Raw genomic sequence first — 18,539 nt, 5'->3', positions numbered from 1 at the left:
CGGGGTCCTCGGTGGTCTCTCGGGGTGTCTTCTCGGAGGTGATCACTTGTCCTCGCCCCCGAACTTGCTGAGCCGCAGGTAGACGATCGAGCAGAAGAGAAGGATCACGAAGGCGACGGTGGTCAGGGCCGACGCGTAGCCGAAGTCGTGGGAGTCCACGGCGATGCCCGCGATACGCAGCGGCAGTGTGGTGGTCTCGCCCGCGGGTCCGCCGCCGGTGAGGGTGTAGAGCAGGTCGACGTTGTTGAACTCCCACACGGCACGCAGCAGGGTGGCGAGGATGATCGCGTCCTTGAGGTGCGGCAGAGTGATGTGGAAGAACTGCTGGAAGCGGGTGGCGCCGTCGACTTCGGCCGCCTCGTACAGATCCTTCGGGATGGACTGGAGGTCAGCGAGGATGAGGATCGCGAAGAAGGGGACACCGCGCCAGAGTTCGGCGACGACGACGGCCGGGAAGACCGTGGTCGGGTCGGAGAGCCAGGAGGTGCCGTGCTCGCCGACGCCCACGTCGGCCAGGTAACGGGTCAGGCCGGTCTGGGAGTTGTAGAGCAGCAGCCAGATCGTCGAGGTGAGGACGCCCGATACGGCCCACGGTGAGAAGACCATGGCGCGGGCGACACCGCGGCCGATGAACGTCTGGTTGACGATCAGGGCGAGCGCCAGGCCGAACAGCAGCTGCAGGGTGACCTCGGCGAAGACCCACTGGAAGCTGAAGGTGAGGGTGCGCCAGAAGTCGGGGTCCTCGGTGAAGGCCTTGACGTAGTTGTCGAAGCCCGCGAAGCCGTTGCGCCAGGGCTTGGTGGGGTTGTAGTGCTGCAGGCTGTAGTAGAAGACGCTGATGACCGGATAGGCGATGAAGCCGACCATCAGCAGCCCGGCGGGGGCGATCAGCAGATAGGGCAGCCTGCGGGGTGTCGTGGTCCCCGTGCGGCGCCTGGCGGGCTTACCGGCCGGTGGTGGCTTCCGGCCCGGTGGCGCCACGGCGGTGTCCTGGGCCATGACTGTTCTCCGTTCTCAGGGTCTGGCGGCAGTGCGGTGAAGCGCTTCGCGGACGTGGTTCGGGATATCGACCAGGGGGCCCGCTTGAGCGGTCGTACGAAAGCGGTTCGTGCGAAAGCGGTCGTGCGAAGAGGAGGAGCGGGTGCGTCAGCCCGCGTACGGGGCCGGGGCAGCGCCCGGCCTGGCCAGGAAGGCGAAGTCACAGCCGGTGTCCGCCTGGGTGACCTGTTCGTGGTACAGCGCGCCGTAGCCGCGCTCGTAGCGCTCGGGGGGCGGGGTCCAGGCGGCCCTGCGCCGCTCCAGTTCCTCGTCCGGCACCCCGAGGTGCAGGGTGCGCCCGGCGACGTCGAGGGTGATCGGGTCACCGGTGCGTACCAGCGCGAGCGGCCCTCCGATGTGCGACTCCGGGGCCACATGCAGCACACAGGTGCCGTAACTGGTGCCGCTCATCCGGGCGTCGGAGATCCGCACCATGTCCCGTACACCCTCCTTGAGCAGGTACGCGGGGATGGGCAGCATGCCGTACTCGGGCATGCCGGGCCCGCCCTTGGGGCCCGCGCCGCGCAGCACCAGGACGCTGTCGGCGGTGATGCCGAGCGCCGGGTCGTCGATGGTGCGCTGCATGGTCTGGTAGTCGTCGAACACGACGGCGGGTCCGGTGTGGTGAAGGAGGTGCGGCTCAGCGGCGATGTGCTTGATGACCGCGCCGTCCGGGCAGAGGTTGCCGCGCAGCACCGCGAGGCCGCCCTCGTCCGCGACCGGGTTGTCGCGGAGGCGGATCACATCGTCGTTATGGACCAGGGCCGACTCCAGCTGCTGGCCCAGGGTGCCGTTGACGGTCGGCCGGTCCAGGTGCAGCAGGTCGCTGATCCGGGACAGGAACCCGGGCAGTCCGCCAGCGAAGTGGAAGTCCTCCATCAGGTACGGGCCGCCGCCCGGCCGGACGTTGGCGAGCACCGGGACCCTGCGGGCGATCCGGTCGAAGTCGTCCAGGGTGAGGGTGACTCCGGCGCGCCCGGCCATCGCGATCAGGTGGATCACCGCGTTGGTGGAGCCGCCGAGGCCGAGCACGGTGGTGACGGCGTCCTCGAACGCCTCACGGGTCAGGACTCTGGACAGGGCCAGGTCCTGCCATACGAGCTCCACGATCCGGCGTCCCGAGGCGGCCGCCATCCGGTCGTGCCCGGAGTCGACGGCCGGGATCGAGGAGGCGCCGGGCACGGTGACGCCGAGTGCTTCGGCGGCGGCGGTGAGGGTGGACGCCGTCCCCATGGTCATGCAGTGACCGGGCGAGCGGGCGAGTCCCGCCTCCAGTTCGGACAGTTCGCAGTCGCCGATGAGTCCGGCTCGCTTGTCGTCCCAGTACTTCCACATGTCTGTGCCCGAGCCGAGCGTTTCGCCGCGCCAGTGGCCGGGGAGCATCGGCCCGGCCGGGACGAAGACGGCGGGCAGGTCGGCGGAGGCCGCGCCCATCAGCAGCGCGGGGGTCGACTTGTCGCAGCCGCCGAGCAGCACCGCGCCGTCCACCGGGTAGGAGCGCAGCAGTTCCTCGGTCTCCATGGCGAGGAGGTTGCGGTACAGCATGGGTGTCGGCTTCTGGAAGGTCTCACTCAGCGTCGACACCGGGAACTCGAGCGGGAAGGCTCCCGCCTGCCACACGCCCCGCTTGACCGCCTGGGCCCGGTCCCGCAGGTGGACATGGCAGGGGTTGATGTCGGACCAGGTGTTGAGGATGGCGATGACCGGCTTGCCGAGGTGCTCCTCGGGGAGGTAGCCGAGTTGGCGGGTGCGGGCGCGGTGGCTGAAGCTGCGCAGGCCGGAGGAGATCTCGGAGCCGTACCACTGGTGGCTGCGCAGCTGTTCGGGGGTTCTGCGTCGTTCTGGCTCGCTCATATGTCCCACCCCTTGACGATGGCGGCGACCTCGGCGCGCTGGTCGTCGGGGAGCACCGCGGCGGGTGAGCGCACCTCGCGGCGGCACAGGCCGAGCGCGTACAGGGCCTCCTTGACGACGGAGACGTTGTTGGCGGAGCTGTCGGCGGCGCGCAGATCCTCCAGGCGGCGGATCTGCTCCCACACGTTCATCGCGGCCGGGTAGTCGCCCGCGCGCAGCGCGTCCAGCATGGCGCGCGAGACGCTGGGGGCGACGTTCACGAGGCCGGAGGTGAAGCCGGTGGCGCCGCTCGCGAAGTACGAGGGCGCGTACAGCTCGGCGAGACCCGCGACCCAGACGAAGCGGCCTGGGCCCGCGTCCCGGCTGAAGGCGGCGAACCGCGCGGCATCCGGCACCGCGTACTTGGCGCCGATGACGTTCGGGCACAACTCGCCCAGCTCGGCGAGGCGTTCGCCGCTGAGCTGCGGGTTGCGGATGTAGGGGACGACACCGAGCTCGGGTACCGCGTCGGCGATCGCCCGGTGGTAGTCGAGCCAGCCGTGCTGCGAGACGTACGGGTGCACGGGCTGGTGCACCATCACCATCGACGCGCCGTGCTCCTGGGCATGCCGCGCGGCCTCGACGGCGGTCGGCACATCGTGGCCGACACCGCCCAGGATCACCGCGTCGCCCGCGGCTTCGTGGGCCGTCAGCTCCAGGACGGTGCGGCGCTCGTCGGGGGTGAGGGTGTAGAACTCGCCGGTGTTGCCGTTCGGCGTGAGGGTGCGGATCCCGCCGTCGAGGAGGCGGCGCACCAGGGCCCGGTGGGTCTCCTGGGCGATCGTGCCATCCTCGGCGTACGGGGTGACGGGGATCGCCACGACGTCGGCGAGCGCGGTGCGCTGTGCGGCGAACTGCTCCGGGTGGTGCGGAGCGGGGTTGGTCATGCCTGGTCATCCTCTTCCGGGAAGGCGCGTGCGACGAAGGAGGCGATATGCGTGTGCAGGGCGAGGGCCGCCGCGTCGTCGTCCCCGGCGAGGGCGAGCCGCAGGATCTCCCGGTGCTCGGCGGCCTCGCGCTCCCAGGAGGGGGTCTCGGACCAGGCGACGGCCGACACCAGGGCCGCCTGGTCGCGCACCTCGTCGAGCATTCTGGTCAGCAGCGGGTTGCCGCAGGGCAGATACAGCGCGCGGTGGAACGCGCGGTTGGCCAGGGAGCGTTCGGCCGCGTCGGCGGCGGAGTCGGAGCGCGCCAGGGCCTCGCTCGCCACGTCCAGCGAGGCGCCGCGCCGCACGCTGCGGCGCAGCGCCTCCGGTTCGAGCAGCAGGCGTACGTCGTACACCTCGCGGGCCATGGCCGCGTCGACCATGCGTACGGTGACGCCCTTGTACTGGCTCATCACCACGAGCCCGGTGCCCGCGAGGGTCTTCAGCGCCTCCCGTACGGGCGTCTTGGACACCCCGAACTGCGTGGCCAGCTCCGACTCGACCAGTGACTGCCCCGGGGACAACTGCCCGGTCAGGATGCGGTGCTTGATCGCCTCGAGCACGTACTGCGTGCGGGAGGGGATCGGGGTCGGCGCCGGGGACGGCACGGAGGTCATGGGCTCCCTCAGATCTCACATATCGCGTCTCATATATGACGTACGAAGTACGACGCGATGAAAGTAAGAGGGGGAATGTGTTTCGTCAACGCTTCTGACAAAAGAACTTCTCGACCGTGGCCAGGTCAGCGTCCGACGCCAACCCCGCGTGGTACAGCCGAAGTTCGTTCGCTCCCAGGTCAGCGGCGCGCGCGGCGTCATCAGCGAGGCGGTGTGGCTGGCCGCCCATCCCGGAGACGATCGTGAGATTGGCGGCGAGCACGGCGGGGGCGTCGGCCCGTGCGGCGAAGGGTTCCAGCGGTGCGGGAGTGCCCGTGCAGGGCACCACCACGCCGTCCGCGACGGACAGGACGTGCGCCGGGTCGACCCCCGCGTTGGCCCCGCAGCGGTGCTCCACCGGGTCGGCGTGCAGCAGCACCTGGAAGTCGTCGGGGGCCTCGGCGCGGACCGCGGCGACGGCGGACTCCTGGAGGCCGCGGGCGACGCGGGAACGGTAGGCCAGGGTGGCGGCCACCCAGTCGGCGTCCGGGAGCCGCTCACTCGGCCCACCCGCCCAGACCGGCTCCAGGGCCGTGCGTACCAGGGCCGACAACGCGTCCGGGTCGAGGCCGAGTTCCGCGTAGCCACCTCGGCAGGTGGGGCAGAAGCACAGGGACATCAGATACTGACCCGCGTCGCCGAGTACGACTCCCCCGGTCTTGTCGTGGGCGCTCGGATGGCCGAGGCCGTACCAGCCGCAGGACTCCAGCTCGGTGCCGCAGGCGCCGGGGCGCACCGCCGCCTCGGCGGCCAGCGCGACCAGGTACGCGCGCGTGGCGGGCTGGGCGATACAGGGCGCCCAGGGGTAGCGGTCGCCGTAGGCGTTGATGACGGACGTGTCTGGATGCTCGGCTCCCAGCCGGGAGTTGTGGGCGAGCACCACCCAGGAACGGACGTCGAGACCGGCGTCGGCCAGCGCGGCGGCCGCCTCGGCGTACGCGTCGCCCGGGGCCCAGTCACCGGCCGCGTACGGCCTGAGCCGGTGCCCGTTCCAGCGCTCGCCTGGCGGGTACAGCACCGCGGCGTACGCGGCCGTCACGATCCGGTGCCGTGGGTGACGGGGGGTCAGCGCGCGCGTGGAGTGGTACGCCGAGGCGAGGGTCACCTGCTCGGCGCCGAGCGCGGCGAGCCTGCGAGGGGCCTCCGGGTCGCCGATGACGTCCCAGGGATAGAGGAAGACCGACGACTTCACACAGACTCCTGTACATGCATGTAAGGTGCGTCTACATTTCTGAACGCGCTTACGCTAGGGCGGTGTTACGTCACCGGTCAACGGACGCTCCCGGCTGACCAGCGTGAACGCCGCGCCCCGAGGAGGCACCCGCATTGGCCGCTCCCCGCACCGTCCTGCTCACCGGCGCCGCCGGCGGCCTCGGCACCCTGATGCGGGACCTGCTGCCCGCGTACGGCTACGAGCTGCGCCTGCTCGACCTCACCCCGGTCGCCGACGCACCCGACGCGATCGCCGCCGACCTCGGCGACCTGGACGCGGTGCGCGCGGCCGTCCGGGGCGTGGACGCGGTCATCCACCTCGCGGGCATCTCCCTCGAGGCGCCCTTCGACGACATCCTGCGGGCCAACATCACGGGGACGTACCACCTTTACGAGGCCGCGCGCCAGGAAGGCGTCCCACGCGTGGTGTTCGCATCCTCGAACCACGCGATCGGCTTCACGCCCCGGCCGGGCGGCGGCGAGCCACTGATCCCGGCCGGGACCCCACACCGCCCGGACACCTTCTACGGCCTCTCCAAGTGCTTCGGCGAGGACCTCGCCCAGCTCTACTGGGACAAGCACGGGCTGGAGACCGTGTCGGTGCGCATCGGCTCCTGTTTCCCCGAGCCCACGTCGGTGCGCATGCTCTCGATCTGGATGAGCCCGGCCGACTGCGCCCGCCTCTTCCACGCGGCACTGACCGCGAGCGGCGTCGGCCACACCGTGGTGTACGGCTCGTCGGCCAACACCCGCCTGCCGTGGGACCTCGCCTCCGCACGGGCCCTCGGCTACGACCCGCAGGACGACTCGGAACCGTACGCCGCGAAGCTGCTGGCCGAGCACGGCGAACTGGACCCGGACAACCCCGAACACGCCCACCTGGGCGGCCACTTCTGCACCAATCCGCCGATGTGGCCGCGCTAGGAAGGATAGGAAGGACCGGCTCTCAGCCGACGACCGTTCCGTTCAGGACGATGCGGCGGGGTGCCGCGAGTACCCGGACATCGGTGCGTGGGTCCTCGTCGTAGACGACGAGGTCAGCGGGGGCGCCCTCGTCGAGACCCGGGCGGCCGAGCCAGGCGCGGGCGGCCCAGGTCGTCGCGGACAGTGCGCGCAGCGGCGGGATGCCCGCCTTGGTCAGCTCGGTGACCTCCGCCGCCGCCAGGCCGTGCGGGAGCGAGCCGCCCGCGTCGGTGCCGACGAAGATCGGCACCCCGGCGTCGTAGGCGGCGCGGACGGTGTCGTACCGGCGCTCGTACAGCCGCCGCATGTGATCGGCCCAGATCGGGAACTTGGCGTCCCCGGACTCGGCCAGCTTCGGGAAGGTCGCGATGTTCACCAGGGTCGGGACGATGGCGACACCACGCTCGGCGAAAAGCGGGATGGTGTCCTCGGTCAGGCCGGTGGCATGCTCGATGCAGTCGATTCCGGCCTCGACGAGGTCGCGCAGCGAGTCCTCGGCGAAGCAGTGCGCGGTGACCCGGGCGCCGAGCCGGTGCGCCTCGGCGATCGCGGCCTCGACAGCCCCGCGCGGCCAGCAGGCGGACAGATCGCCGCTGCCACGGTCGAGCCAGTCACCGACGAGCTTGACCCAGCCGTCGCCGCGCCTGGCCTCCTGGGCCACGTAGGCGACCAGGTCGGCGGGCTCGATCTCGTGCGCGTAGTTGCGGATGTAGCGCCGGGTGCGGGCGATATGCCGCCCGGCGCGGATGATCTTCGGCAGGTCCGCGCGGTCGTCGATCCAGCGGGTGTCGGACGGTGACCCCGCGTCCCGGATGAGCAGCGTCCCCGCCTCCCGGTCGGTGAGCGCCTGCTTCTCGGCGACGTCCTCGGGCACGGCGCCATGGGCGTCCAGACCGACGTGGCAGTGCGCGTCCACCAGTCCCGGCAGCGCCCAGCCCTGGACGGTGCGCACATCGCGCACCCCGGCTGGCCGGGTGTACGAGACCCGCCCCCCGACGACCCACAGCTCATCCCGTACGTCGTCGGGGCCGACCAGCACCCGCCCCGTCACCCGCAGCACCGCTTGATCCGTCATACCCGCAGCGTAGAACGCCCTGGGTACGCTCGACCGACAGCCCCGGACGACCTCGCGAACGAAACGAAGAGAGCTGCACCGTGACCCACCCCTTCCTCGACCTCGCCCCGCTGAGCGCCGCGCACTTCGCCGCGATCGAGCGGCGGGTGGCGCGGCTGCTCGGCACCGAGCAGGACGTCGTGATCATGCAGGGTGAGGCGCTGCTGCCGCTGGAGGGCTGCATCAGGTCCGGCGCGAAGCCCGGCTCGACCGCGCTCAACGTGGTCACCGGGCCGTACGGGCAGACCTTCGGCGACTGGCTGCGCGACTGCGGAGCGCACGTCGTGGACCTGGCCGTGCCGTTCCACACGGCGGTGACCGCGCGCCAGGTCGAGCAGGCCCTGACCGAGCATCCGGAGATCGACTTCGTTTCGCTGGTGCACGCCGAGGCGGCGACCGGCAACACCAACCCGGTCGCCGAGATCGGCAAGGTGGTACGCGCCCACGGCGCCCTGTTCATGGTCGACGCGGTCGCCTCGGTGGCCGCCGAGCCGCTGCTGGTCGACGCCTGGGGCGTGGATCTGTGCGTGATCGGCGCGCAGAAGGCGATGGGCGGGCCCGCGGGCGTCTCCGCGGTCTCGGTGAGCGAGCGCGCCTGGCAGCGGTTCACGGAGAACCCCGGGGCCCCACGCCGCTCGTACCTGTCGCTGCTCGACTGGAAGGAGCGCTGGATCGACGGCGGCCGCCGCGCGCTGCCGCATGCTCCGGCGCAGCTGGAGATGCTCGCCCTCGAGGCGTGTGTGGAGCGCATCGAGGCGGCGGGCCTGGACGCGGTGACGGCGCGGCACGCGCGGGCCGCCGAGGCCACCCGCGCGGGCGCGCTCGCGCTGGGCGGCGGACGGAGCGGACGGCCCGGCCTGAGTGGCCCGAGCGCCCTGGAGCCGTACGTCCACGACGCGGCGGACGCGGCACCGGTCGCCACGACCCTGCGCGCCCCAGCCGGAACCGACGCGTCCGAGCTGGTGGCCCGGGCGCTGGCGGCCGACCCGACGCTGCCCCTGGTGGCCGGTGGCGGCGCGCTCGCCCACGAGATGATCCGGGTCAATCACTACGGCCCCGACGCCACCCACGACGTGGTGCACGCCACACTGGCGGCCCTGGGCGCCGCGCTCGGCGACATGTCGGGGCCCGCCGTGGACCTGGAGGCGGCCAGCCGGGCGGTCACGGCGGTCTGGACCCGGCCCGCGTAGCCGCGGCCGTAGCCGAATTACGGGCCTCAGGCAAAGCATTGACGGTACTGAGCCCCACGAATTAGCTAGCATTCCACGAATACCGGGAGCTGCTTTTTCAGCGCAGCTTCCCGTATTCGTCTGCCCGGTTTCTTCGAGGCTAAACACTAAGATTTCGCGAACGCCAAACCTCGTAAGTCGGACAGATCTCGCGAGAGTTACGGCTCTGTGACCTAATCAACAGGCTGTCCGGTTCACCCCAATGATCCCGGGCAAATCACCACATCACGCCAAGCGTACACGCGAGCACGCACCCCCGCGTGATACCACATACGCGACCCTCACACAACCCCTTCTCGCGATGCAATTTTGATTTTAGGTCGGTAAATTCAATACGTATGACCGCTGCACAAGCAGACCTAGCACCGACCCGTAGTGACATTGCCGAAAAGCTGGGAGATCTGCGGCTCGACCGCCCTCAGGTGGAGGATGGAGCCGCGCTCTGGCGCATAGCGCGCGACTCCAAGACCCTCGACCTCAACTCCTCCTACAGCTACCTGCTGTGGTGCCGTGACTTCGCCGACACCTCCGTAGTAGCCCGCGACAGCGGCGGAGACCCAGTCGGCTTCATCTCCGGATACCTCCGCCCCGACCGCCCGGACACCCTGCTGATCTGGCAGGTCGCCGTGGACGCGGCACAGCGCGGACGCGGCCTGGCCGCGGCGATGCTGGACAGCCTGTCCGCGAGCGTCGCCAAGGAGTCCGAGTCCGGGCTGAGCACGCTGGAGACCACCATCACCCCGGGCAACACCGCCTCCGAGCGCCTGTTCGCCTCGTACGCCGAGCGGCACGGCGCCTCCGTCGAGACCGAGGTGCTGTTCGATGCGGGCCTGTTCCCCGACGGCGGCGGGCACGACCCCGAGGTGCTCTACCGGATAGGCCCCCTGTCCTTCTGAGCCGCAGGGCCACGACGGCCCGCCCCCGAGCTTTCCGACAGACCCCATGTCCAGGTAACACCCCCCCACGTCTTTCATCTCCCAGGAGGAGATTCGCTGTGACCATCACCCAGCCCGACCTGAGCGTCTTCGAGACCCTGGAGTCGGAGGTGCGCAGCTACTGCCGCGGTTGGCCCACCGTCTTCGACCGCGCGCAGGGCAGCCGCATGTACGACGAGGACGGCCACGAGTACCTCGACTTCTTCGCCGGGGCCGGTTCGCTGAACTACGGCCACAACAACCCCGTCCTCAAACGCGCCCTGATCGACTACATCGAGCGGGACGGCGTCACCCACGGTCTCGACATGTCGACCACGGCGAAGCGCGCGTTCCTGGAGTCGTTCCAGAACACGATCCTGCGCCCGCGTGACCTGCCGTACAAGGTCATGTTCCCGGGCCCGACGGGCACCAACGCCGTCGAGTCGGCGCTGAAGCTGGCCCGTAAGGTCAAGGGCCGCGAGTCGATCGTGTCCTTCACCAACGCCTTCCACGGCATGTCGCTCGGCTCACTCGCCGTGACCGGCAACGCCTTCAAGCGCGCCGGTGCCGGTATCCCGCTGGTGCACGGCACGCCGATGCCGTTCGACAACTACCTCGACGGCCGGACCCCGGACTTCATCTGGTTCGAGAGCCTGCTGGAGAACTCCGGTTCCGGGCTCAACAAGCCCGCGGCCGTGATCGTCGAGACCGTGCAGGGCGAGGGCGGCATCAACGTCGCGCGCGCCGAGTGGCTGCGTCAGCTCGCCGACGTCTGCAAGCGCTGGGACATGCTGCTGATCGTCGACGACATCCAGATGGGCTGCGGCCGCACCGGCGCGTTCTTCTCCTTCGAGGAGGCGGGCATCACGCCGGACATCGTCACCGTCTCGAAGTCCATCAGCGGCTACGGTCTGCCGATGGCGCTGACCCTGTTCAAGCCCGAGCTGGACATCTGGGAGCCGGGCGAGCACAACGGCACCTTCCGCGGCAACAACCCGGCCTTCGTCACGGCGGCCGCCGCGCTGGACGCGTACTGGGCCGACGGGCAGATGGAGAAGCAGACCCTGGCCCGCGGCGAGCAGGTCGAGGCCGCCCTGTCCGCGATCCGCGCCGAGCACCCCGAGGCGACCAAGGAGTACCGCGGCCGCGGTCTGGTCTGGGGCCTGGAGTTCCACGACAAGGACCGCGCGGGCAAGGTCGCCAAGCGGGCCTTCGAGCTGGGCCTGCTGATCGAGACCTCCGGTCCGGAGAGCGAGGTCGTCAAGATGCTCCCCGCGCTGACGATCACCGCCGACGAGCTGGACGAGGGACTGCGTACCCTCGCCCGCGCCGTGCGCGAGACCGCCTGACCCCGCGGCACCCGGTCCCCGTACCGCCCGCGTACCCGTAGCCCCCGTACCCGTAAGAGACAAGGAATCGACTCACCGTGATCGTCCGTTCGTTCAAGGACATAGAAGGCACCGACCGCCACGTCAAGTCGGCCTCCGGCACCTGGGAGAGCAAGCGGATCGTGCTCGCCAAGGAGCGCGTCGGCTTCTCGCTGCACGAGACCGTCCTGTACGCGGGCACCGAGACGTCCATGTGGTACGCCAACCACATCGAGGCCGTCGTCTGTGTCGAGGGCGAGGCCGAACTCACCGATGACACGACCGGCGAGAAATACATCATCACGCCGGGCACGATGTACTTGCTGGACGGGCACGAGAAGCACACGATGCGGATCAAGCAGGACTTCCGCTGCCTGTGCGTCTTCAACCCGCCGGTGACGGGCCGAGAGGACCACGACGAGAACGGCGTGTACCCGCTGCTCACGGAGCCTGACCCCAGCTGAACCAGGTCAACCGGCTCAACCAGCTGACAGCTGACCAGCGGGCTTACGCCCGGGCTTTGACGCCCCCTGATCTCCTCGGCCGCCCCTGCTCTTACCGGGGGGCGGCCGAGGTGTACATCCCGTAAGGGCCGTACGAGAGGAGAGGCAGGCAACACCATGACCACCGCACCCGAACGCACCGCCGACCTGTACCCGACCCGAGGCGCCACCGAGGTGCTCATCGACCGCGAGGACCCTGTGGTGTGGTCCGAGCCGGGTACGCAAGGGCCGATCTCGGCCAACGAGCTGGCGGGGTTCGAACGGGACGGTTTCCTGGCGATCGACCAGCTGATCGCTCCGGACGAGGTAGAGGTCTACCACGCCGAGCTGGAACGGCTCATGAACGATCCCGCGATGCGGGCGGACGAACGCTCCATCGTCGAGCCGCGCTCCCAGGACATCCGCACCCTCTTCGAGGTGCACAAGATCAGCGAGCTCTTCGGCAGGCTCGCCGCTGACCCGCGCGTCGTCGGCCGGGCCCGTCAGATCCTGGGCTCCGACGTCTACGTGCACCAGTCGCGCATCAACGTGAAGCCGGGCTTCGGCGCCACCGGCTTCTACTGGCACTCGGACTTCGAGACCTGGCACGCCGAGGACGGCATCCCGAACATGCGGACCGTCTCGGTGTCCATCGCGCTCACCAAGAACTACGACACCAACGGCGGTCTGATGATCATGCCGGGGTCGCATCGTACGTTCCTGGGCTGCGCGGGCGCGACGCCGAAGGACAACTACAAGAAGTCACTGCAGATGCAGGATGCCGGAACCCCGTCGGACGAGGCGCTCACCCAGCTCGCCTCGCGGTACGGAATCCGGCTGTTCACCGGCGAGGCGGGTTCGGCCACCTGGTTCGACTGCAACGCCATGCACGGTTCGGGGGACAACATCACTCCCTACCCGCGGAGCAACTTCTTCCTCGTGTTCAACAGCGTGGAGAACGCCGCGGTAGAGCCCTTCTCGGCGCCGATCCGGCGCCCCGAGTACATCGGGGCGCGGGACTTCACGCCCGTGAGGTAAGGGCTCGTGAGGTAGTGCGATGCGGCCCGGCACCCCGCCGTTCCGGGGTGCCGGGCCGCATTGCGTCCACCAGACCTCGTCAGCCAGCTCTCGTCAACCGGACCTCGTCAGGCGGACCTCGTCAGGCGGACAGCACGTCGAGCAGCCGGTCCACGTCGGCCGCGGTGTTGTACAGGTGGAAGGAGGCGCGCAGGTTCCCGGCGCGGTCCGAGACCTCGATGTCGGCCCGGCTCAGCTCCGGCTGCCGGTGCCCCAGGCCCGGCACCGACACGATCGCCGAACCCGGCGCGGGCACCGGAGTGTGCCCCAGGGCGCCAAGGCCGTCGCGGAAGCGACCGGCGAGCGCCAGGTCATGCGCGTGGATGGCGTCCACACCCAGCTCCTCGACCAGCGCGAGCGAGGCGCGGGCACCGGGGTACGAGAAGAGGCTGGGGCTGATGTCGAAGCGCCGGGCGGAGGAGGCGAGCTCCGCCACCGGCCCGTAGCAGCTGTCCCACGGCCGCTCGCCCGCGACCCAGCCCGCGAAGACGGCGTTCAGCCCGCCGAGGTCCTCCGGGACGACGAAGAACACGATGCCACGCGGACAGAACAGCCACTTGAAGGCCACCGCCACGGTGTAGTCGTCGGCCGTCGCGTCCAGCGGCAGCCAGCCCGCCGACTGCGAGGCGTCGACCAGCGTACGGGCGCCATGGGCGCGCGCGGCGGCCCGGATCGCGGGGAGGCCGGCGACCCGGCCGTCCGCGGACTGCGCGGCGCTGCACGCGACCAGGGCGGTCTCCGGGCGCACCGCGTCGGCGAGCTTCTCCAGCGCCACCGTGCGCACCGAGAGGTCGCGGCGCATATGGAAGGGGTTCACCAGGGAGCTGAAGTCACCGTCGGCGACCAGCACCTCGGCGCCCTGGGGCAGCGAGGCGGCGATCATCCCGGTGTAGACGGAGACCGAGGACCCGGCCGCGACCCGGCTCGCCGGGACGCCGGCGAGCCGGGCGAACGCCGCCCGGCTCGCCTCCACATCCTCGAACATGTCGGTCGGGCGCCCGACGGCCGCGCCCTCGATGGCCTGCCGCATCGCGACGGCGGCGGGCTCAGGCAGCAGCCCGGTGCTGGCGGTGTTCAGATACGTGTTCCGCGGCGCGAACGCGCCGCCTGCGAGGCTCTCCATGCCCCCACTCTGCGGCACCGCCAACTCCCCGTCCATTGCATAAAGTTGACGCTAACCTCTAAGTGATGCTTATACGTCGCCCTTGACCTGCGGAACCGCGCATCCATCAGGCCCACAGGCCTCGCCCTCGCCGCTCTCAGCACTCGCCGCGCCCACCGGCTGGAGCGGCGAGCGGCTCCCCCACGCCTGCTCCAGGGCCTGTGTGAAGACCTCCGCCGGCTGCCCGCCGGAGACACCGAAGCGCCGGTCGAGCACGAAGAACGGCACCCCGGTCGCGCCCAGCTCGGCGGCCTCCCGCTCGTCCGCGCGCACCTGGTCCGCGTACGCGTCACCGTCGGCCAGCACCGCGCGGACCTCGCCCTCGTCAAGACCGGCCTCGACGGCGAGCGCCAGCAGCACCTCGGGGTCGAAGACGGAGCGCTCCTCGGCGAAGTTCGCCCGGTAGGCCAGGTTCAGCAGCTCGTCCTGGCGGCCACGGTCCCTGGCCAGGTGCAGCAGCCGGTGGATGTCGAAGGTGTTGCCGTGGTCGCGGCCCTCGGTGCGGTAGCCGAGTCCCTCGGCGCGCGCGTTGGAGGCGACATGCTCCTCCATCGCCCGCGCCTCTTCACGGGTGCGCCCGTACTTCGCCGCCAGCATGTCGATCACCGGCGCGGTGTCCCCCTTGGCACGGCCCGGGTCGAGCTCGAAGGAGCGGTGCACCACCTCGACCTGGTCACCGTGGGCGAAGGCCGCCAGGCCCTGCTCGAAACGGGCCTTGCCGATGTAGCACCACGGGCAGGCGATATCGCTCCAGATCTCGACGCGCATCTGTATGACTTCTCTCCGGTCGTACGGGTACGGAGGCACCCTCCGCTCCCTGCTCAACGAGGGAGGGGATCGGCACATTCCCTGGGGCGGTGGCCGGATCTCGTCCTGTCCTGTCGCGCACCGCTGCTGCACGATGGGCCGATGACCGACGACGGGGGCGTGGACATGGACATGGACGTGGACAGCGGAGTGGACGAGGCGCTTGAATCGCTGCGGCGCGACCCCTACCCGCTCTACGCGCAGGCCCGCGCCGCCGAAGGGCTCACCTTCGTACCGGAGCTGGACGCCTGGCTGGTGAGCCGGTACGCGGATGTCCGCGAGGTGCTGCGCAGGCCCGAGGACTTCTCGTCGGCCAACGCGCTGCGCGCCGAGGTGACCCCGTCACCCGAGGCGCTGGCCGTGCTTGGCACGGGTCCCGGTAGCGGCCCCGTGGTCGTCACCTCGGATGGCACCGCGCACCAGCGGCTGCGCGCCCCGCTACTGCGCGGGCTGAGCGCGGCGCGGGTCGCCGAGGTACGCGGGTTCATCACCAAGCGGGTGACGACGCTGGTGGACGGCTTCGCGGCCGACGGGCGGGCCGAGCTGATGGCCGACTTCGCGGCGCGGCTGCCCGGCGAGGTGATCTGCCACCTGCTCGGTCTGGCCCCCGATGAGACAGCGGTCGCCGTGCACGGCAGTCGGCGCTCGGAGGACCTGTTCTTCCATCCACTGCCGGTCGACGAACAGGTGCGGGCCGCACGGGACATGGTGGCGGCGCGGGAGCTGCTCGCCGCGCACGCGGTACGCCGCTGGGCACACCCCGGTACCGATCTCACCTCGGAGATGGTGCGGTCCCTGGCACCCGAAGGCCCCGAACCGTCCGGGGAACGGCTCGGGGAGATCGTGTCGAACCTGTACAACCTGCTGATCGCCGGGCATCTGACCACCACGGCGCTGATCGGCACCGCGCTGCACCGGTTGCTGTCGCCGCGTGCCCGGTGGGAGGCCCTGTGCGCCGCCCCTGACGCGGTCCCGGCGGTGGTCGCCGAGGCACTCCGGTGGGGCTCCCCCGTGCAGGGTTTCCGACGGGTCACCACCCGTCCGGTGACGCTGGCGGGCACCGAACTGCCGGAAGGAGCCCCGCTGTTCGTGTCCTACGCCGCCGCCAACCGGGACCCGGCCCTGACCACGGACCCGGACACCTTCGACGCCGCCCGCGGCCCCACCCGGCACGTCGCTTTCGGCCATGGCGTACACGGCTGCCCGGGCTCGGGGCTCGCCCGCGAGGAGCTGCGGATCGCGCTGACGGTGCTGACCCGCCGACTGCCGTCACTGCGGCTCGCGCCGGGAGCGCGGGTGGACATGCTGCCCACGCTGATCCACTGGTCACCGCGCGCGCTGCCGGTGGTGTGGACGGCTTAGGGGCCTACGGACCAGACGCCCTGGTTCCGGTTCAGCTGGTCCATACCGCGTGGTCATGGGCGAACAGCGCCCGGTCGACGCCCAGTTCGGCCATCCTGGCCAGCCAGGGGCGCCACAGGCCTTCGGCGGCGGGCACGCCCGTACGCCGGGCCAGGTCCGCGCAGGCGTACTCGCTGGCGAAGTCGTAGGCCTGGCCCGCCAGGAGCGTGGCCCCGCCGCTGCCCTCGACGACCAGGGACTGGTGACCGGCCGTATGGCCGGGGGTCGGCACCACCCAGACGCCCGGCCAGAGCTCCGCCTCCCCGTCGAGCTGCTCGTACACCGCGCCGGGGAAGGTCACCAGCGCGTCGATCGTGTAGTCCCCGGCCCGCGCCGCCGCCAGCTCCGTGGCCTGGACCAGGACCGGGCAACCGACCAGTGCCGGGTTTCCGCCGCAGTGATCGAAGTGCAGATGGCTGTTGATGACCAGGGCGATGTCCTCGGCCGTGGCACCGACGGCGGACAGCGCCGCGTCCAGCGAGCGCCGTACCGGTCGGTAGTGCGCGTCGGTCTCGGGGCTGCCTTCGCCCAGGCCCGAGTCGAAGAGCAGCAGTCCTCTGTCATGGTGCACGAGATACGCTAGCGCGGCCTCGACACGCGCCAGGCCCGTGCCCGTCTCGGACGCCGGCCGGACGAAGTGCCCCAGGTCGAGCCGGTGGATCACAGGATCGCTCATGGCGACATCCTCACAGCCGCCCTGGACGACCGTCAGCGAACTCGCTTCCCGCGAACAACTGAACGCACGCACCCGTACATCCGTATGGGCACACCCGCTCCCCTGAGGGCTGATGAGGGCCTGATGCGGGCCTGAAGGTTCAGGTCGCCTTCAGGGCCGCCTCCATCATCGCCTTGGCGACCGGCGCCGCCAGTCCGTTGCCGCTGACCTCGGAGCGGGCGGCGCCCGAGTCCTCGATCAGGACCGCGACCGCGACCTGCTTGCCGTCGCCGTCCTGGGCGTAGGACGTGAACCACGCGTACGGCGTCTTGCTGTTGTTCTCGCCGTGCTGCGCGGTGCCGGTCTTGCCGCCCACCGTCGCGCCGTCGATCTTCGCGCGGGTGCCGGTGCCGTCATCGACAACCGTCTCCATGGCCGATCGCAGCTGGTCAGCGGTGCGCTCACTCACCACCCGCCGCGTGTCAGCGTCGTCGTAGCTCCGCAGGGTGCCGCCGTTCGCGTCGGTCACCTGGGACACCATGTGCGGGTCGACCAGTTCACCGCCGTTGGACAGGGCGGCCGACACCATCGCCATCTGGAGCGGCGTCGCGGTCACATCGAACTGGCCGATGCCGGTCAGTGCCGTCTGCGCCGGGTCCAGGTCGGAGGGGTAGAGGCTCGGGGACGCGCGCACCGGTACGTCGCGCTTCTCCTCGTTGAAGCCGAACTTCTCGGCCATCTCCTTGACCTTGTCCTGGCCAAGCTCGGCGGCGAGCTTGCCGAAGACGTTGTTGCAGGAGTACCTGAGGGCCGTGCGGAGTGTCGCGTCCTCGCAGGGTGCGGAGAGGTTCTCGTTCTTCAGTACGGTGCTGGTGCCGGGCAGGGTGTACGGGGCCGGGCTGTCGGTCGGCTCGTCGACCGAGCCGTACAGGCCGTCCTCCAGCGCGGCCGCCGCGACGACCAGCTTGAAGGTCGAACCCGGCGGCAGCGGCTGCCGTAGCGCCCGGTTGAGCATCGGCTTGTCCGGGTCGCCGGTCAGCTCCCGCCAGGTGTCGCTGTCCGTGCTGCCGCTGATCCGCGAGGGGTCGTACGACGGCGTGGAGACCATCCCGAGGATCTTCCCCGTGGCCGGGTCGATCGCGACGGCCGCGCCCTTCTTGTCGCCGAGCGCCTCGTACCCGGCTCGCTGGACGGCGGGGTCGATGGTGGTGATCACGTCGCCCGGTGCGGCGCGCTTCCCGGTGAGCGTGTCCACGGGGCCTCTGAGCTGGGTGTCCGTGCCGTCGAGTACGTCCCGGTAGATGCCTTCGAGCTGGGTCGCGCCGTACACCTGCGAGCTGTAGCCGGTGACGGCCGCGTACAGCTCGCCGTCGGTATAGACGCGCTGGTAGGTGAGGTCGCTGCGGGCCGTCTCCTTCGATCCGGTGACCGCGTGCCCGGCCACGATGATGTTCCCCAGCGGGTACGCGTACTGCTCGATCGCGTTCCGTCGGTTGTGCTTGCTGTCCGCGAGGGCCTCGGCCTCGTAGAACTGCACCCAGGTCGCCCTGACCAGCAGAGCGAGTACGAGGAGCAGCGAGAAGACCGAAGCGCGCCTGATTGTCTTGTTCATCCCACTGGGATGACGAGCTGACCGGAGTGCG

General features: G+C 70.5%; 17 protein-coding genes. 7 read left to right on the top strand and 10 right to left on the bottom strand.

Annotation, left to right across the window (positions count from 1 at the left end; all coding sequences use genetic code 11):
* Nucleotides 1-42: 42 nt before the first annotated feature.
* From GCN81_RS11305 to GCN81_RS11285, 5 genes are all read right to left on the bottom strand, one after another.
* A complete protein-coding gene (locus GCN81_RS11305; protein ID WP_156724288.1) occupies nucleotides 43-999 on the bottom strand; it encodes a carbohydrate ABC transporter permease in 957 nt (318 codons plus the stop codon).
* Nucleotides 1,000-1,146: 147 nt separating this feature from the next.
* Nucleotides 1,147-2,892, bottom strand: a complete 1,746-nt coding sequence (gene araD, locus GCN81_RS11300) for an L-arabinonate dehydratase (RefSeq protein ID WP_156724286.1) — start codon at nucleotides 2,890-2,892, stop codon at nucleotides 1,147-1,149.
* A complete protein-coding gene (locus tag GCN81_RS11295) occupies nucleotides 2,889-3,818 on the bottom strand; it encodes a dihydrodipicolinate synthase family protein (RefSeq protein WP_156724284.1) in 930 nt (309 codons plus the stop codon). The genes araD and GCN81_RS11295 overlap by 4 nt, the downstream gene beginning before the upstream one ends.
* Nucleotides 3,815-4,474, bottom strand: a complete 660-nt coding sequence (locus GCN81_RS11290; RefSeq protein ID WP_156724283.1) for a GntR family transcriptional regulator — start codon at nucleotides 4,472-4,474, stop codon at nucleotides 3,815-3,817. The genes GCN81_RS11295 and GCN81_RS11290 overlap by 4 nt, the downstream gene beginning before the upstream one ends.
* An 85-nt stretch (nucleotides 4,475-4,559) precedes the next feature.
* Complete coding sequence (locus GCN81_RS11285) at nucleotides 4,560-5,705, bottom strand: hypothetical protein (protein ID WP_156724281.1); 1,146 nt, start codon at nucleotides 5,703-5,705, stop codon at nucleotides 4,560-4,562.
* Between the two features lie 134 nt (nucleotides 5,706-5,839).
* On the opposite strand from GCN81_RS11285, the gene GCN81_RS11280 reads away from it, so the two are divergent.
* Nucleotides 5,840-6,649: an NAD-dependent epimerase/dehydratase family protein gene (locus tag GCN81_RS11280; RefSeq protein WP_156724279.1), complete on the top strand. Its 810-nt coding sequence runs from the start codon at nucleotides 5,840-5,842 to the stop codon at nucleotides 6,647-6,649.
* 22 nt (nucleotides 6,650-6,671) lie between these two features.
* Here GCN81_RS11280 and GCN81_RS11275 read toward each other — a convergent pair whose 3' ends face one another.
* Nucleotides 6,672-7,763, bottom strand: coding sequence for an amidohydrolase family protein (locus GCN81_RS11275; RefSeq protein WP_156724278.1), 1,092 nt, complete (start codon nucleotides 7,761-7,763; stop codon nucleotides 6,672-6,674).
* Between the two features lie 80 nt (nucleotides 7,764-7,843).
* Between GCN81_RS11275 and GCN81_RS11270 the strand changes: the two genes are divergently transcribed.
* From GCN81_RS11270 to thpD, 5 genes are all read left to right on the top strand, one after another.
* Nucleotides 7,844-8,992 carry a pyridoxal-phosphate-dependent aminotransferase family protein gene (locus GCN81_RS11270; RefSeq protein ID WP_156724276.1) on the top strand — a complete coding sequence of 383 codons (1,149 nt, stop codon included), beginning with the start codon at nucleotides 7,844-7,846 and terminating at the stop codon, nucleotides 8,990-8,992.
* A gap of 377 nt (nucleotides 8,993-9,369) precedes the next feature.
* Nucleotides 9,370-9,927 (top strand): diaminobutyrate acetyltransferase, encoded by a 558-nt coding sequence (ectA, locus tag GCN81_RS11265; RefSeq protein WP_156724275.1) that lies wholly within the window; start codon nucleotides 9,370-9,372, stop codon nucleotides 9,925-9,927.
* 98 nt (nucleotides 9,928-10,025) lie between these two features.
* A complete protein-coding gene (ectB, locus tag GCN81_RS11260; protein ID WP_156724273.1) occupies nucleotides 10,026-11,294 on the top strand; it encodes a diaminobutyrate--2-oxoglutarate transaminase in 1,269 nt (422 codons plus the stop codon).
* Between the two features lie 77 nt (nucleotides 11,295-11,371).
* The gene (locus GCN81_RS11255) at nucleotides 11,372-11,776 is read left to right on the top strand and encodes an ectoine synthase (protein WP_156724272.1); all 405 of its coding nucleotides are present in this window, start codon (nucleotides 11,372-11,374) and stop codon (nucleotides 11,774-11,776) included.
* Between the two features lie 156 nt (nucleotides 11,777-11,932).
* The gene (thpD, locus tag GCN81_RS11250; RefSeq protein WP_156724270.1) at nucleotides 11,933-12,832 is read left to right on the top strand and encodes an ectoine hydroxylase; all 900 of its coding nucleotides are present in this window, start codon (nucleotides 11,933-11,935) and stop codon (nucleotides 12,830-12,832) included.
* A gap of 121 nt (nucleotides 12,833-12,953) precedes the next feature.
* On the opposite strand, the gene GCN81_RS11245 is transcribed toward thpD, so the two are convergent.
* Together GCN81_RS11245 and GCN81_RS11240 are read right to left on the bottom strand one after the other, a co-directional pair.
* Nucleotides 12,954-14,030: an aminotransferase class V-fold PLP-dependent enzyme gene (locus tag GCN81_RS11245; protein ID WP_156724269.1), complete on the bottom strand. Its 1,077-nt coding sequence runs from the start codon at nucleotides 14,028-14,030 to the stop codon at nucleotides 12,954-12,956.
* Nucleotides 14,031-14,063: 33 nt separating this feature from the next.
* Nucleotides 14,064-14,801, bottom strand: a complete 738-nt coding sequence (locus tag GCN81_RS11240) for a DsbA family oxidoreductase (RefSeq protein ID WP_156724267.1) — start codon at nucleotides 14,799-14,801, stop codon at nucleotides 14,064-14,066.
* 141 nt (nucleotides 14,802-14,942) lie between these two features.
* Here GCN81_RS11240 and GCN81_RS11235 point away from each other — a divergent pair, with 141 nt between their 5' ends.
* Nucleotides 14,943-16,202: a cytochrome P450 gene (locus GCN81_RS11235; RefSeq protein WP_231626633.1), complete on the top strand. Its 1,260-nt coding sequence runs from the start codon at nucleotides 14,943-14,945 to the stop codon at nucleotides 16,200-16,202.
* A 31-nt stretch (nucleotides 16,203-16,233) separates the two neighbouring features.
* Here the strand turns inward: GCN81_RS11235 and GCN81_RS11230 are convergent, their stop codons facing one another.
* The gene (locus tag GCN81_RS11230; RefSeq protein WP_156724266.1) at nucleotides 16,234-16,917 is read right to left on the bottom strand and encodes an MBL fold metallo-hydrolase; all 684 of its coding nucleotides are present in this window, start codon (nucleotides 16,915-16,917) and stop codon (nucleotides 16,234-16,236) included.
* Nucleotides 16,918-17,056: 139 nt separating this feature from the next.
* A complete protein-coding gene (locus GCN81_RS11225) occupies nucleotides 17,057-18,508 on the bottom strand; it encodes a peptidoglycan D,D-transpeptidase FtsI family protein (RefSeq protein ID WP_156724264.1) in 1,452 nt (483 codons plus the stop codon).
* Nucleotides 18,509-18,539: the final 31 nt, after the last annotated feature.

The sequence above is a fragment of the Streptomyces apocyni genome (assembly GCF_009739465.1).
Classification (GTDB): domain Bacteria; phylum Actinomycetota; class Actinomycetes; order Streptomycetales; family Streptomycetaceae; genus Streptomyces; species Streptomyces apocyni.
This window is presented reverse-complemented; position numbering and strand designations above follow the sequence as displayed.